Below are 14172 nucleotides of genomic sequence, written 5' to 3' on the forward strand. Positions count from 1 at the left end.
CGACGGCGCCCCGTGCCGGAGCGGAGGCGGAGCCAGGGCCCCGAGGAGGCGCGGTGCGCGCCGCCGGGTCGACGACCGACACCAGCGCGGTCGCGATCGCCGTGAGCCCCTCGCCGCGCCCGGTGAAGCCGAGCCCGTCGGTGGTCGTGGCCGACACGCTGACGGGAGCGCCGACGACCTGCATCAGCCGCTCCTCCATCTCGAGGCGGCGGGCGGAGAGCCGGGGCCGGTTGCCGACGACCTGGACGGCGACGTCGACGACGTCGACGCCCGCGTGCGTCAGGCGCTCGACGGCCGCGGTGAGGAAGACCTCGCCGCTCGCGCCGGCGAAGCGCGGGTCGTCGGTGCCGAACATCGAGCCGATGTCGCCGAGGCCGGCGGCCGAGAGGAGGGCGTCGACGACGGCGTGCGCGACGGCGTCGCCGTCGCTGTGGCCGGCCAGGCCCGCCTCGCCCTCGAAGTGCAGGAGGCCGAGGTGCAGCGGCGCGGCCGGGTCGAACGCGTGGACGTCGATGCCGAGCCCGGTGCGCAGGGCGGGGTCGGGCCGGAGGCGCGGGTCGGGAGCGCCGACCGCCGCGGCCTGCTGCGCCGCGATCGTCTCGGCGCGTTGGAGGTCCCACCGGGTGGTGATCTTGAACGCGACGGGGTCGCCCTCGACGACGACGACCTCGTGGCCGGCCGCCGCGAACAGGGCGGCGTCGTCGGTGTGCTCGGCCCGGGCCGCGGCGTAGGCGGCGTCGAGGGCCGCCCGCGGGAAGCCCTGGGGGGTCTGCATCGCGACCAGCTCGGAGCGGTCGACGGTGTCGAGCACCGTGCCGGCCGCGTCCACGCGCTTGATCGTGTCGCTGACGGGGAGCCCCGGCACGACGCCGCGTCCGGTCGCCTCGACCGTCGACGCGACGAGGTCGAACTGGGCGGTGGGGGTGAAGGGGCGCGCGCAGTCGTGCACCAGGACGGTCGCGACGTCGGGGGCGACCGCCCCGAGGCCGGCGGCGACGCTGGCCTGTCGGCTGGCGCCTCCCGCGACCACCGCGACGTGGTCGGCGACGTGCCCGGCCGCCGCGACGACGAGCTCCGTGGCGTCGGCGAGCTGCTCCTGCGGCACGACCACGACGATCTGGGTGGGCACCGCCGAGGCGAGCACGGCGTCGAGCGAGCGGGCCAGGATGCTGCGCCCGGCCACCTCGACGAAGGCCTTCGGCGTGCCGAGGCCGAGACGCGTGCCGCTCCCGGCCGCGACGACGACGACCGCCCGACCGACCCCCGTCAGGGAGCCGACCGTGCGGTCGTCGGTGGTGCTAGGACGCAAGAACCTCGTCGAGGACGCTCGACGCCTTCTCTTCGTCGGTCTTCTCCGCGAGGGCGAGCTCGCTGATCAGGATCTGGCGGGCCTTGGCGAGCATGCGCTTCTCGCCGGCGGACAACCCGCGGTCCTGGTCGCGGCGCCACAGGTCGCGGACGACCTCGGACACCTTGATGACGTCGCCCGACGCGAGCTTCTCCAGGTTCGCCTTGTAGCGGCGGGACCAGTTGGTGGGTTCTTCCGTGAACGGCGCACGGAGGACGTCGAACACGCGGTCGAGCCCCTCTTTGCCGATGACGTCCCGGACGCCGACCAGGTCGACGTTGTCTGCGGGTACCTCGATGGTCAGATCACCCTGGGTGACGCGAAGCTTGAGGTACAGCTTCTCTTCGCCCTTGATGATCCGCTTCTTGACTTCAGAGATCGTCGCGGCCCCGTGATGGGGGTAGACGACGGTCTCTCCGACCTCGAACTGCATGAATCAGGCTCCATTCTGCGACGCCCAGGATACCATGGAAGGTCGGTGGTAAGGCTGCCCTGACGAACCGCCCCGCTCTGCCCTCGCTAAGCTGGGGCAGACCTTTGCCGTGAACTGGATCCTGGAGGCACTCGTGCGAGTCGCATCTGCAATTGACCGTCGAGGCGTCCGCGCCCTCGCCGCCGCCACCGTGGGTGCCGCCGTGCTCGTCGTCGCCGCCGGCTGCAACTTCATCAGCCCCCAGCGCACGACCCAGTTCTACGACGCCAGCGACGGCACGAGCGTCACGGTCGGCGACGTCAAGGTGCTCAACGCGCTGGCCCTGACCGAGGACGGCGCCGAGGCCAGCCTCGTCATGTCGATCGTCAACAGCGGCGACGACGCCGCGCAGGTGAGCTTCCAGTACGAGACCGAGTCGGGCGACGAGACGCAGACCGTCGACGTCGACGCGAACTCGCAGGTCGACCTCGGCACCGAGGTCGGCCAGGAGCAGTTCGTGATGAGCGACCTCGACGTCACCCCCGGCGCGCTGCTGCCCGTCTTCGTCCAGTACGGCACCGAGACCGGCAAGAGCCTGCAGGTGCCCGTGCTGACCGGCGAGCTCTCCGAGTACGCGACCCTGCTCCCGACGCCGGGCGAGACCACGGCGCCCTCCGCCGAGTCGACGACGCTCCCGTCGCCCGAGGACGGCACGCCCTCGGCCACGCCGACCCCGTAGCGGCACGCGGCGCCCGAACGGCGCCGAGACGACCAGAGGCCCGGCCCGCGTCAGCGGGGCCGGGCCTCTCGTGCGTCGGCGGTCGGACGGAGGCCGCCCGCCGAGGGCGCCTCAGGCCTCGATGCGGTACCCGAGCCCGCGCACGGTCACGAGCGCCTTGGGCTCGGAGGGCACGGGCTCGATCTTCGAGCGGATGCGCTTGATGTGCACGTCGAGGGTCTTGGTGTCGCCGAAGTAGTCGGAGCCCCAGACCCGGTCGATCAGCTGACCGCGCGTCAGCACGCGGCCGGCGTTGCGCATCAGCAGCTCGAGCAGCTCGAACTCCTTGAGCGGCATCGCGACGTCCTCGCCGCGCACCGTCACGACGTGGCGCTCGACGTCCATGCGGATGTCGCCCGCCTCGAGCATGCCGTCGGCGAGGTCGTCGCCGTCGTCGGCCCGGCGACGGAGGACCGCCCGGATGCGCGCCAGCAGCTCCCGCGTCGAGTACGGCTTGGTGACGTAGTCGTCGGCGCCGAGCTCGAGCCCCACGACGATGTCCACCTCGCTGTCCTTCGCGGTCAGCATGATGATGGGCACCTGCGACCTCGAGCGCAGCACCCGGCAGACCTCCGTGCCGGGGATGCCGGGCAGCATCAGGTCGAGCAGCACGAGGTCGGCGCCCGACTTGTCGAACAGGGCCAGGGCGGACGGGCCGTCCTCGGCGACGGTGACGCGGTAGCCCTCGCGCTCGAGGATGAAGGCCAGGGGCTCGCTCAGCGACTCCTCGTCCTCGACGATCAGGATGTGGGTGCTCATCGGGTATCGGTGTCTCCTCGTGTGGTGACCATGACAGGGACGGAACGGGTGTCGGGGCGGGCCTCGAACTCGGGCAGCCGGATCGTGAAGGTCGACCCGCTGCCGACCTGCGACCAGACGCGCACCTCGCCGCCGTGGTTCTGGACGACGTGCTTGACGATCGCGAGGCCGAGGCCGGTGCCCCCGGTGCGGCGCGACCGGGCCTGGTCGACGCGGTAGAAGCGCTCGAAGACGCGGTCGAGCTCGTGCTCCGGGATGCCGTAGCCCTGGTCGCTGACCGCGATCGAGACGCCGCCCTCGTCGTCGACGGTCGCGCCGATGCCGATCCGCGACCCGTCGGGCGAGTAGGCGATGGCGTTCGAGACGAGGTTGTCGACGGCGGTGACGAGCATCGTCTCGTCGCCGAGCACCTGCGCCTTCTTGCCGCCCCGGACGACGAGCGAGATGCCCCGCACCTCGGCCTCGACCCGGTTGCGGTCGACGGCGGTGTCGACGACCGCCCGCACGTCGACGGGGTCGCTCGACTCGAGCGCGTCGGTGGCCTGCAGCCGCGAGAGCTCGATGATGTCCTGGGTGAGGCGGCCGAGCCGGTCGGCCTCGCGCGTCAGGCGGCCGGCGAAGTGGCGGACGCGCTCAGGGTCGGCCGAGGCCGCGTCGAGCGCCTCGGCGAGCAGGCCCACCGCGCCGATCGGGGTCTTCAGCTCGTGGCTGATGTTGGCCACGAAGTCGCGGCGCATGTCGTCGAGCCGGCGGCCCTCGGTGTGGTCCTCGGCGAGCACGAGCACGTAGCGGCCGCCCAGCACTGCCGCCCGCACGCCGAGGGCGACGGTGGCCTCGGAACCGGGGAGGCGCGCCAGGGTGAGCTGCGCCTCCTGCGGGTCGTCGCTCCGCCGCGCCAGGTCGACGAGGGCCTCGACCTCGGGGTGCACGAGGTGCTCCTGGGCGGAGACCAGGCCGAGCTGACGGGCGAACGGCGAGGCCTTCAGCACGTTGCCCGACGGGTCGACGACGAGCCCGGCCGACGAGAGGGCGTCGAGCACCGCGTCGATGCCGTCCGGCAGCGTCGTCTCGACGAGTGCCGCGACGCGGGCGGCCCGGCGCTGAGCCGACACCACCACCATCACGACCGCGGCGCCGACCAGGACGCCGAAGAGCAGCGAGGCCGGCACCAACCAGGTTGGTTCCATGCAGGTCACGATAGTGAACGCCCGGGGCGGGAACGGACGAGAGCCAGCCGGAGCGCTGTACTTTGGGCACTGTTGGGCCTCCCGTCACCGACCGTTAACCTCCACCCGTGAGAGTCGACGGGACTGTGCGGGCGGCTCCGCCGGCACAGCACGGGGCGGTCGCCCCGAGACCCGGACACCCCCGGAACGACGAGAGGCCCAGACTCCCATGCGCGAGGTATTCCAGCAGGAACTGCAAGAGGTGCAGGAGCGCCTCGTCGAGATCGCGGGCCTCGTCGCCGTCTCGATCGAGAACGCCACCACGGCCTTCAACGACTCCGACGTGACGCTGGCCGAGAAGGTCATCGCCGACGACGACCGCATCGACGAGCGCGCGATCGCCCTCGACGAGCTCGCCATCGACATCCTGGCCCGCCAGAACCCCGTCGCCCGCGACCTCCGCATCGTGGTCAGCGCCCTGCGCATCAGCGCGTCGCTCGAGCGCATGGGCGACATGGCCGAGCACATCGCCCAGCTCGCCCGGTACCGCTTCCCCGAGAAGGTCGTGCCGAAGTCGCTGCGCCCGACCTTCCAGGAGCTCGGCCGCCTCGACGTCGCCATCGCGAAGAAGCTCACCGAGCTGCTCACGACGGAGGACGTCCGCCTCGCGGAGGAGATCCGCAACGACGACGACCGCATCGACGAGCTGCACCTCAGCGTCTTCGACAAGGTGCTCGGCGAGACCTGGAAGGGCGCGGCGGTCGACACCGTCGACTCGACCCTCGCGTCGCGCTACCACGAGCGCTTCGCCGACCACGCGGTCTCGATCGCCAAGAAGGTCCAGTACCTCGCGACCGGCGACTGGGTGGCCGCCGAGGTCTGACCCGCTGCGGGATGATGGGGGGATGGCTTCTGTCGCGATCCTCGTCAACGGTCTGCCCGGCTCGGGCAAGACCACCGTCTCGGCCACGCTGGCCGGCGTGCTCGGCTGCCCCCTGCTCGCGGTCGACCCCGTGCAGGAGGCGCTGGCCGACCTGGCCGGGCCGATGATCGCCCCGCAGGCGGTGCGGCGCATCGCCGTGGACGCCGTCTGGGCGATGGCCGGCGAGGTCGAGGCCGGCGTCGTGGTCGACGCGTGCTGGCGGCCCGACGACGACCTCGACGGCGTGCGCGCCGGCGTCGAGCAGGCCGGCTCGCCCCGCGTGCTCGAGGTGTGGTGCGAGGTGGCTCCCGAGCTCGCGCTCGCCCGCTCGGCGGCCCGCGTCGAGGGCGGCGGCCGTCACCCCGTGCACGGCACGGCCGACGAGCTGGCCGCCGGCTGGGCCGACCGGGTCGAGGGCGCGGGGCCGCTCGGCGCGTGGCCGGTCGTGCGCGTCGACACGAGCGGCGAGGTCGACGTCGACTCCCTCGTGATGGAGATCAGCGCGCACTTCGTGTGACGGGCACTGCGTGTGACACGACGGAGCCCGCCCCCGCACGACGGCGGGGGCGGGCTCCGAGGGAGAGGACGCGCCTACAGGCCCTTTTTCTCCCCCTGCGCCGCGACGGCGGCCGCACCGGCGGCGGCGGCCTGCGGGTCGAGGTAGCGGCCGGGGCCGGTGGGGCGGAAGTCGTCGTCGAGCTCGTAGACGAGCGGGATGCCGGTGGGGATGTTGAGCTCGGAGATCTCGTCGTCGCTGATGCCGTCGAGGTGCTTCACGAGCGCGCGCAGCGAGTTGCCGTGGGCGGTGACCAGCACGACCTTGCCCTCGGCGAGGCTCGCGGTGATGTCGCTCTCCCAGTAGGGGATCATGCGCTCGATCACGAGGGCGAGCGACTCGGTGCGCGGGGCGTCGACGCCGAGCTCGGCGTAGCGGACGTCGTGCGCCTGCGAGAACTCGCTGTCGTCGTCGAGGGGCGGCGGCGGCACGTCGAACGACCGACGCCAGGTCTGGAACTGCTCCGGGCCGTACTGCTCGAGGGTCTGCGCCTTGTCCTTGCCCTGGAGGGCGCCGTAGTGGCGCTCGTTGAGCCGCCAGGAGCGCTTCACGTCGATCCAGAGGCGGTCGGCCTCCTCGAGGGCGATGTCGGCGGTCTGGATGGCGCGGGTGAGGCGCGACGTGTACAGGACGTCGGGCTGCATCTGGTGCTCGACGAGGAGCTCGCCGGCGCGCTTCGCCTCGGCGCGGCCCTGCTCGCTGAGGCGCACGTCGACCCACCCCGTGAAGAGGTTCGCCTGGTTCCACTCGCTGTTGCCGTGACGGAGGAGGATGAGCGTCGAAGTCATGCCTCCAGCGTATCGCCGACGCCCCGGGCTGTCAGACTCGGAGCCATGCCCATCGGATCGATCACGCGCGGCACGACCGGCACCAACCGGCTCCGCCGCGTCGACCGGTGGATCGCCGCGCACCCCGTGCTGCGCCGTGCCGACGACCCGTTGGTCGTCGACCTCGGCTACGGGGCCAGCGCGACCACTCCCCTGGAGCTGCACCAGCGCCTCCGGAAGGTCCGGCCCGACGTCGAGGTGGTCGGCATCGAGATCGACCCGGAGCGGGTGCGGCTCGCGTCGCTCTCGGCGCGGCCCGGCGTGAGCTTCCGGCTCGGGGGCTTCGAGGTGCCGCTCGACGGCGGCCGACGCCCGGCCGTGATCCGGGCCCTGAACGTGCTGCGGCAGTACGACGAGTCGCAGGTCGACGCCTCGTGGCGGCTGATGACGTCGCGGCTGCAGCCCGGCGGGGTGCTCGTCGAGGGCACCTGCAACGAGGTCGGCCGCGTCGCGAGCTGGGTGGACGTCACCGAGGCGGGGCCGCAGACGTTCACGGTCGCGCTGCACCTGGCCTCGCTCGAGGCCCCGTCGGTCGTCGCCGAGCGGCTGCCCAAGGCGCTCATCCACCGCAACGTGCCGGGCGAGCGCGTGCACGACCTGCTCGTCGACCTCGACCGGCAGTGGGCGATCGCGGCCCCGCTCTCGGTCTACGGGCCGGTGCAGCGCTGGATCGCGACGGTCGAGGGCCTGCGCGCCGCCGGCTGGCCCGTGCGGCACGGCCGGACGCGCTGGCGGCTCGGCGAGCTGACCCTGCCCTGGAGCGCGGTGGAGCCCCGCGCCTGAGCCCGTGGCCCGGGGTCAGACGACGGCGAGGCGGCGTCGAGCCTCGTCGTGCGGCAGGCCCGTGGCCATCAGCAGGTCGATGACGAGCGGGCGCATCATCAGCACCACGATCGCCTCGGTGACCGGGGCGCCGGGCGCGACGACGGCCGGGTCGAGGCGGCGGGCGACCGCGCTGAGCGCCTCCCTCGCCGCGGGCAGCCGCTCGACGTCGTCGACCGAGCCGCCGAGCACGACGACCGCGCGGCCGGTGCTCTCGACGAGGTCGGCGAGGCCGAGCCGGTCGCGCCCGTCGCCGAGCGACGTGTCGACCCGGCGGGCGATCACCCGGAGGTTGCGCACCGCGAGGTCGACGTGGAGCCGCAGCGACTGCTGCTGACGGAGGTGAGGGAGGCGCGACCTCAGGAAGGGCGAGAGGCGCGAGATCGAGACGGCCGACTCGAGCGTCGACGCCCAGTCGTCGAGCAGCGGCTGCGTCGACCTCAGGCGCCGGAGCGCCTCGTCGGCCCGGCGGACGTCGTCGGTGCGGAGCGCGACGACGAGCGCCTCGAAGGCCGCCCCCACCTCGGCGAAGAGGGCCCGGGCGTCGGCCCGCGCCAGCCCGACCGGGTCGCGGGGCACGATCGCCGTCACCGCGAGGGCGACGAGCCCGCCGACCGCGCCGTCGACGCTGCGCACGAAGGGGCCGCCCTCCGGGTCAGGCAGCAGCATGACGAGCATCGACTGGGTGGCGGCCGCCGCGGCGAAGGCGCTGCTCGGCGACGCGAACCGCGCGACCGCGAGCACGACCAGCAGCACGGCCGCGACCTGCCAGAGGCCCTTGCCGAGCACGAGCAGCATGACCTCGCTGAGGGCGATGCCGATCAGCACCCCGACCGCGTTCTCGAGCACGACGCGGGGCCGGGCATCGCGGGCCAGGCCGAGCGACGAGATCGTGATCGTGACGGCGAGCAGCGGCACCGCGTGGCCGAGCCCCAGGTGCGTGATCGCGTACGACGCGCTGGCGGCCACGACGATCTGCACGATCGCCGGCATCGACGTCACCGTGCGACGGGTCGCCGCCCGGGGGTCGAAGCCGCGGGAGGCGCGCGAAGCCGCCCGCCGGACGGCACCCGGCTGCCGGGTCGCCACCCGGGCCGCCTAGCGGCGGACGGCTCCCAGGCGCGGCAGCCGGGGCACCCCGGCGGCGGCGCCCGCGGAGGCCGGCACGATCGTCTGCGGAGCGGCGGCGACGACGATGTCGGCCGAGAGCACCGCGAGGGGCGCGGTCTCGTCGGTGGTGCGCTTGACCACGGCGAGCGCGATCGGGCCGAGCTCGTGGTGGACGGCGGAGCTCGTGACGCGGCCCACGGGGGCCAGGTCGGCGAGCGGGGCGCCGGCGGCGGTGGCCTCGGCGACGGCCGCCGCGGTGACGACGGGGTCGCCGGGGGCGGGCAGCACGGTGTCGGAGCCGTCGAGGTGCAGCATCACCAGGCGCCGCGGCGGGTGCCCGATGTTGTGCACCTTGGCCACGGTCTCCTGACCGCGGTAGCAGCCCTTGGCCAGGTGGACCGCGGAGCGGAGCCAGTCGAGCTCGTGCGGGATGCTGCGCTCGTCGACCTCGGTCGAGAGGCGCGGGCGCCACGCCTCGATGCGCAGGGCCTCGAGGGCGAGGGTGCCGGCGGCGGGAAGGTCGGACGCCGCGAGGGCCGCCAGGTCGGCCCGGTCGACGAGCACCTCGCGGTAGCTCCAGTCACGGCCGGGGTGGGTCTCGGCGTCGGCGTAGCCGTGGCCGCCGGGGGCGACCTCGCGCCAGGGGTCGACCCAGACCACGGGCACGCCGGCGGGGGCGAGCACCGGGACGGGCAGCTCGACCTCGGCCAGGGCGCCGATCGTCGCGACGTCGGCCGAGCGGTCGGCGACCTCGACCCGCAGCATGAACCGCATGCGGTCGAGCCAGGCCCGCAGGGGCTCCGCCTCCACGCGGTCGACGAGCAGCCAGGTGGTCTCGCCGTCGTCGACGACGCGCGCGGCGTGCTCGAGGCGGCCGTTCGCGTCGAGCAGGAGGGTCTCGGTCGACCGGCCCGGCTCGAGCCCGAGCAGGGCCTGGCTCGTGAGCGAGTTCAGCCAGCTGAGGCGGTCGGGGCCGCTGACGGTGAGCACGCCCCGGTCGGAGAGGTCGATGACCGCGACGCCGCGGACGAGCGCCCGCTGCTCGGTGAGGGGGTTGCCGTAGTGCGCGGCGACCCCGCTGCCGTCGTCGACGAAGCCGTCGCGCGCCGCGAACGGCGACACGACGACGAGGGCGGGGTCGGCGGACGGCGCCCCCGCGACTCCGGCGGCCGGGGCGTCAGTCAACGCGGGCCAGGCGCCCGGAGGCGTGGGTGCGGAGCTCCTGGCCGAGGGCCGCGATGTCCCAGGCCCAGAGCAGGTGGTTCTCGACGAGGCCGTACATGCGCGTGGCGGCCGAGTACTCCTTCGCGTTGCTCGAGCGGAGCACGGCGTCGGTCGACAGGTCGATGCGCGGGCCCTTGACGCGGCCGAGGTAGAGCTCGTTGACGCCCGTGGGGTGCACGAGCTGCACCTCGAGGCCGAACCCGTCATCGGGGCGGCGGAGGATCTCGACGGTCTGCGCCGACCGGAACGGCGCGACGCCCTGGCCGGGCAGCATGCCGGGCCCTCGGTCGCCCACCTCGGCGGGGCGCTCGAGGCGCCAGTAGCCGGTCTCGCTCGCCAGGGGCGTGCGCTCGTCGTCGAGCAGCCAGCTGAACGAGCTGTAGTTGAGGTAGGGCAGGCCGTCGTGGCTGAAGCTGACGCGCTGGCCGAACTCGTGCGTGCGACGGACGGCCGGGGGCGCGCCGTCGACAGGAGCGTCGGGGTCGCCCTCGCCGATCTTGTAGTCGACCACGCCCGTGCCCTCCCACACGCCGATGAGCCAGGACAGCGGGACGAGCTCAGCCGGGAGGTCGGTGGGGATGTCGATCACGGGTCTAGCGCTGGCCCTTGAAGAGCTTGACGAGGACGACGACGGAGACGAAGGCGATGGCCAGCGACGCGAGGGCGAGGAGCCCCACGTAGAACATCTCGAGGGCGAGCAAGGAATCCATGCCGCAAGACTACCCGCGCGGCACCGTCGGCGGGAGGGGCGGGAGGCGGTGCCCAGGGGCTGCCCAGCGGCGGCGGGGCACCGGGCTCAGTGGACGAGCGCGAGCACGCCCGTCGTCACGGCGAGGATGACCAGGCTGCCGCAGAGCGTGAGGACGCAGCGCGAGACCAGGCCGTCCTTCTCGCTGGCGGCGAGCTGCAGCACGAAGCTCAGGATGATGCTCGTGGCCAGCACGAGCGGCAGCCACACGTAGAAGTCGTCGCCGGGGGCGGCGACCGAGACGACGACCGCGACGATCAGCGTGAAGGCCCACACGGGCACCACGGTCAGCGGCTTGAGTCGCACGCGGCGGCTGGTGGGCGGGACGGCCGGGGTGGTCACTGCGCGGTTCTCCGTTCGTGGCCCGAGCACCGAGGGGCGTCGACACGTGGTCGAGCCGGGCATCACTCGTGTTTTAGACTGCCGACCATACATTCACTGGAGGTCCGTGTGGCGCAGCTGTTGGTCTTGACCTCTGCGGGCAGCCCTGACGTGCTCCCGGCTCTGGCTCTCCTCAGCCACCGTACCCGGCAGATCCCGGCCGAACCCGCACAGCTGGTGAACGCGCCCTCGAGCGACCTCATCTTCGTCGACGCCCGGACCGACCTCGCGAGCGCCAAGTCGCTCTGCAAGATCCTCCGCACGACGGGCGTCACGGTGCCCCTCGTGCTCGTGCTCACCGAGGGGGGCCTCACGGCGGTCAACTCCGAGTGGGGCGTCGACGACGTCATCCTCGAGACGGCCGGCCCCGCCGAGGTCGACGCCCGCATCCGCCTCGTGACGGGTCGGCTGGCGCAGTCGCAGACCGGCTCGAAGATCCACGCCTCGGGCGTCGTCATCGACGAGGCGAGCTACTCGGCCAAGGTGCACGGCCGCCCGCTCGACCTCACCTTCAAGGAGTTCGAGCTGCTCCGCTTCTTCGCGACGCACCCCTCCCGGGTCTTCACGCGCGAGCAGCTGCTCAGCGAGGTGTGGGGCTACGACTACTTCGGCGGCACCCGCACGGTCGACGTGCACGTGCGGCGCCTCCGCGCCAAGCTCGGCGACCTCGAGTCGCTGATCGGCACCGTGCGCAACGTCGGCTACCGCTTCAACGTGTACGACGACGACCTGCCGGGGCCCGGCGCGTGACCCCCGCCGACGTCGAGGCGCTCGCCCGCGCGGCCCAGGCGGTCGACGGCAGCCCGCCGGTCAACGACCAGGCGCTCGTCGAGGTGCGCTCGGGCGAGGCCCGGGTCGTCGAGGCGCCGCACGCGGCCGCCGTGCTGCGGTCCGTCAGCGGCGACGACGGCGGCCCGGCCGGCACCGAGGTCGAGCTGGTCGTGCACCCCGACCACCGTCGCGAGGGCCTCGGCGCCCTGCTCGTGCAGCGTGTCCTCGACGAGACGACCGGCCCCACCGCGTTCTGGGCGCACGGCGACCACCCGGGCTCCCGCGTGCTCGCCGCGCGCTTCGGGCTCGACGAGACCCGGCGCCTGCTGCAGCAGCGCGCGCCGGTGGCCCCGCGCACCCCGCGCCTCCGCGAGCGCGACCGCGTCGCCGCGTTCCGTCCGGGCACCGACGACGCGGCCTGGCTCGACCTCAACGCCCGCGCCTTCGCGAGCCACCCCGAGCAGGGCTCGATCGACCAGGCCGACCTCGACGCGCGCCGCGCCGAGCCGTGGTTCGACGCGGGCGACCTGCTCCTGCTGTGGCGGGGCGACGAGCTGCTCGCGTCGTGCTGGCTCAAGCTCGAGGCGGGCCAGCCCGGCGAGTTCTACGCCGTCGCGGTGAGCCCCGACCACCAGGGCGAGGGGCTGGGAGGCGCGGTGGTCGACGCCGGCTTCGCCCGCCTCGCCGAGCGCGGCGCCGACACCGCGGCCCTCTACGTCGAGGGCGACAACGAGCCGGCCCTGAGGCTCTACGCCGGCCGGGGATTCGTCGACCACGCGGTCGACGTGCAGTGGACCCTGCGGCGCTGACGCCGCCGGTCAGGACGACTCCAGGGGGAGAGACATGAGCGAGACACAAGGGACGCCGGCGGACGAGCCGCGCGACGGCGGGCAGGCCGGACGGGCCGACGGGGCCGAGGCAGCAGACCGGGCCGAGGGAGCCACCGGGGTCGCGGGCTCCCCCGCGGCGCCGCGGCGCCGGCGTCGTCGGCTCGTGCTGATCGGCGCGGGCGTGCTGCTCTTCCTGCTCGCGGCGGCGGCCGCCGTCGGGGTCGGGCGGACGGCGGCGTCGCACCGCCCCGAGGCCGCCGTGGCGGCGTACCTCGAAGCCGTGCAGCAGGGCGACGCCGAGCGAGCCTTCGCCCTCGACGGCACGGAGGTCGGCGACGACGACGTCCTCCTCACCGACGAGGCCTACGCCGCGGCGAGCGACCGGGTGAGCGACTTCGACGTCGCCCCGGCGGTCGTCGACGGCGAGTCGGCCACGGTGGAGGCGACGGTGCAGCAGGGCGGCGAGGCGGGCCCCCGGTGGCAGCAGTCGTTCGCCCTCGTGAGCGACGGCCGCGACCTCCTGGTCTTCCCGCGGTGGGAGCTGCAGCCGGTGGAGCTCGGGACGCTGACCGTCCAGGTCGGCGCGCCGTCGTCCGCGACCGTCTCGGTCGCCGGCGCCGAGCTGCCGCGAGGCGACTCGGCCACCGTGGAGCTGCGTGCGCTGCCGGGCAGCTACGACGTCGAGCTCGGCGGCGGCGGCGACCTCTGGGGCGCACCCGCCGCGACCGGCACGGCCTCGGGCGCCGGCAGCCGCGGCACCCCGGCCGTCCTCGTGGCCGAGCTGACCGAGGCGGGCGAGGCCTCGGCCCGGGCGGCCGTCGACGGCTGGGTCTCCGGCTGCGTCGGCAGCCCCGACCCCCGCCCCGACGGGTGCAGCTTCGCCCTGCTCAACGGCGACGGCGGCTACGAGCTGTCGAACCAGAAGTGGACCCTCGAGACGGCCCCGACCTACGACGTGGGCGCGTGGGACGGCACCGGCTGGGACGTCACCTCGGTGACCGAGGGCGCCGCCTCCTACAGCGCCGACGCCCGCGACGCGTCGGGGGCGACGGGCACCTTCGGCTCGGTCTCGCCCGTGCCCGTCCGCGTGGCCGGGGTCGTCACGGACGTGACTCCCGAGGGCGCCGCGTTCGAGGCCGGCCCCTTCCTCTAGGGCCGGGGTACATCGGGGTACGTGGTCGGGGCCGCCGGGAGCTACTCCGGCCCGGTCTCCGGGCTGCCACCTGGCTCCCAGCGCGACGGAGTGGATTGTGGGGACCGCACGATCCCCACGAGCTGCAGGAGAACACCATGAACCCCGTCCGTTTCCTCTCCGACCTCGGAGTCCAGAGCAAGCACGCCTACTGGGGCGGCTTCGCCTCCATCGTCATCGCCCTCGTGGCCTGGCTCGCGTCGCAGGGCAAGGACTCGAACGACAAGGCCCAGTCCGACCGCTGGGGCATCTTCATCGGCCACTGGGCGCCCACGTTCTTCGGGCTCGGCCTCGCGCTGAAGCTCGAGGAGAAGAAGTAGCACCAG

The 14172-nt window shown here is 73.8% G+C and carries 16 protein-coding genes and 1 pseudogene; 8 read left to right on the forward strand and 9 right to left on the reverse strand.

Annotated elements, in window-relative coordinates:
* Positions 1 to 79: 79 nt before the first annotated feature.
* Both ispD and IFT45_RS02575 read right to left on the reverse strand, forming a co-directional pair.
* Positions 80 to 1309 (reverse strand): annotated as a pseudogene (ispD, locus tag IFT45_RS02570) (2-C-methyl-D-erythritol 4-phosphate cytidylyltransferase); the annotation flags it as partial.
* Positions 1299 to 1781 (reverse strand): CarD family transcriptional regulator, encoded by a 483-nt coding sequence (locus tag IFT45_RS02575; RefSeq protein ID WP_043597211.1) that lies wholly within the window; start codon positions 1779 to 1781, stop codon positions 1299 to 1301. The pseudogene ispD and the gene IFT45_RS02575, both read right to left, overlap by 11 nt.
* A gap of 109 nt (positions 1782 to 1890) precedes the next feature.
* On the opposite strand from IFT45_RS02575, the gene IFT45_RS02580 reads away from it, so the two are divergent.
* On the forward strand, positions 1891 to 2499 hold the full coding sequence (locus tag IFT45_RS02580; RefSeq protein WP_156370104.1) for a DNA modification methylase: 609 nt from the start codon (positions 1891 to 1893) through the stop codon (positions 2497 to 2499).
* Between the two features lie 111 nt (positions 2500 to 2610).
* Here IFT45_RS02580 and IFT45_RS02585 read toward each other — a convergent pair whose 3' ends face one another.
* Together IFT45_RS02585 and IFT45_RS02590 are read right to left on the reverse strand one after the other, a co-directional pair.
* Positions 2611 to 3297 (reverse strand): response regulator transcription factor, encoded by a 687-nt coding sequence (locus tag IFT45_RS02585; protein WP_056057051.1) that lies wholly within the window; start codon positions 3295 to 3297, stop codon positions 2611 to 2613.
* Positions 3294 to 4484 (reverse strand): cell wall metabolism sensor histidine kinase WalK, encoded by a 1191-nt coding sequence (locus IFT45_RS02590; protein WP_056057053.1) that lies wholly within the window; start codon positions 4482 to 4484, stop codon positions 3294 to 3296. The genes IFT45_RS02585 and IFT45_RS02590 overlap by 4 nt, the downstream gene beginning before the upstream one ends.
* Before the next feature lie 208 nt (positions 4485 to 4692).
* Here IFT45_RS02590 and phoU point away from each other — a divergent pair, with 208 nt between their 5' ends.
* Both phoU and IFT45_RS02600 read left to right on the forward strand, forming a co-directional pair.
* Positions 4693 to 5346, forward strand: coding sequence for a phosphate signaling complex protein PhoU (gene phoU / locus IFT45_RS02595; RefSeq protein ID WP_056057055.1), 654 nt, complete (start codon positions 4693 to 4695; stop codon positions 5344 to 5346).
* A gap of 22 nt (positions 5347 to 5368) precedes the next feature.
* Positions 5369 to 5902 carry an AAA family ATPase gene (locus tag IFT45_RS02600; RefSeq protein ID WP_192126534.1) on the forward strand — a complete coding sequence of 178 codons (534 nt, stop codon included), beginning with the start codon at positions 5369 to 5371 and terminating at the stop codon, positions 5900 to 5902.
* A gap of 74 nt (positions 5903 to 5976) precedes the next feature.
* Here IFT45_RS02600 and IFT45_RS02605 read toward each other — a convergent pair whose 3' ends face one another.
* Entirely contained in the window at positions 5977 to 6729 is a 753-nt protein-coding gene (locus IFT45_RS02605; protein WP_185233693.1) for a phosphoglyceromutase, read from the reverse strand.
* A 45-nt stretch (positions 6730 to 6774) separates the two neighbouring features.
* On the opposite strand from IFT45_RS02605, the gene IFT45_RS02610 reads away from it, so the two are divergent.
* The gene (locus IFT45_RS02610) at positions 6775 to 7551 is read left to right on the forward strand and encodes a class I SAM-dependent methyltransferase (protein WP_192126536.1); all 777 of its coding nucleotides are present in this window, start codon (positions 6775 to 6777) and stop codon (positions 7549 to 7551) included.
* Between the two features lie 15 nt (positions 7552 to 7566).
* On the opposite strand, the gene IFT45_RS02615 is transcribed toward IFT45_RS02610, so the two are convergent.
* The 4 genes from IFT45_RS02615 to IFT45_RS02630 all read right to left on the reverse strand — a co-directional run bounded on the left by IFT45_RS02615 (position 7567) and on the right by IFT45_RS02630 (position 11014).
* Positions 7567 to 8679: an aromatic acid exporter family protein gene (locus IFT45_RS02615; protein ID WP_192126538.1), complete on the reverse strand. Its 1113-nt coding sequence runs from the start codon at positions 8677 to 8679 to the stop codon at positions 7567 to 7569.
* A 9-nt stretch (positions 8680 to 8688) separates the two neighbouring features.
* Positions 8689 to 9822 (reverse strand): folate-binding protein YgfZ, encoded by a 1134-nt coding sequence (locus IFT45_RS02620; protein ID WP_192126768.1) that lies wholly within the window; start codon positions 9820 to 9822, stop codon positions 8689 to 8691.
* Positions 9823 to 9877: 55 nt separating this feature from the next.
* The gene (locus IFT45_RS02625; RefSeq protein WP_056057068.1) at positions 9878 to 10513 is read right to left on the reverse strand and encodes an FABP family protein; all 636 of its coding nucleotides are present in this window, start codon (positions 10511 to 10513) and stop codon (positions 9878 to 9880) included.
* A 207-nt stretch (positions 10514 to 10720) separates the two neighbouring features.
* On the reverse strand, positions 10721 to 11014 hold the full coding sequence (locus IFT45_RS02630; protein ID WP_192126540.1) for a hypothetical protein: 294 nt from the start codon (positions 11012 to 11014) through the stop codon (positions 10721 to 10723).
* 108 nt (positions 11015 to 11122) lie between these two features.
* Here IFT45_RS02630 and IFT45_RS02635 point away from each other — a divergent pair, with 108 nt between their 5' ends.
* The 4 genes from IFT45_RS02635 to IFT45_RS02650 all read left to right on the forward strand — a co-directional run bounded on the left by IFT45_RS02635 (position 11123) and on the right by IFT45_RS02650 (position 14166).
* The gene (locus IFT45_RS02635) at positions 11123 to 11803 is read left to right on the forward strand and encodes a winged helix-turn-helix domain-containing protein (protein ID WP_192046274.1); all 681 of its coding nucleotides are present in this window, start codon (positions 11123 to 11125) and stop codon (positions 11801 to 11803) included.
* Positions 11800 to 12633 carry a mycothiol synthase gene (mshD, locus tag IFT45_RS02640; RefSeq protein WP_192126542.1) on the forward strand — a complete coding sequence of 278 codons (834 nt, stop codon included), beginning with the start codon at positions 11800 to 11802 and terminating at the stop codon, positions 12631 to 12633. The genes IFT45_RS02635 and mshD overlap by 4 nt, the downstream gene beginning before the upstream one ends.
* A gap of 34 nt (positions 12634 to 12667) precedes the next feature.
* Positions 12668 to 13807, forward strand: coding sequence for a hypothetical protein (locus IFT45_RS02645; RefSeq protein WP_192126544.1), 1140 nt, complete (start codon positions 12668 to 12670; stop codon positions 13805 to 13807).
* Between the two features lie 137 nt (positions 13808 to 13944).
* Entirely contained in the window at positions 13945 to 14166 is a 222-nt protein-coding gene (locus IFT45_RS02650; protein WP_056057078.1) for a hypothetical protein, read from the forward strand.
* Positions 14167 to 14172: the final 6 nt, after the last annotated feature.

The sequence above is a fragment of the Frigoribacterium sp. CFBP 13707 genome, from assembly GCF_014842245.1.
GTDB classification, from domain to species: domain Bacteria; phylum Actinomycetota; class Actinomycetes; order Actinomycetales; family Microbacteriaceae; genus Frigoribacterium; species Frigoribacterium endophyticum.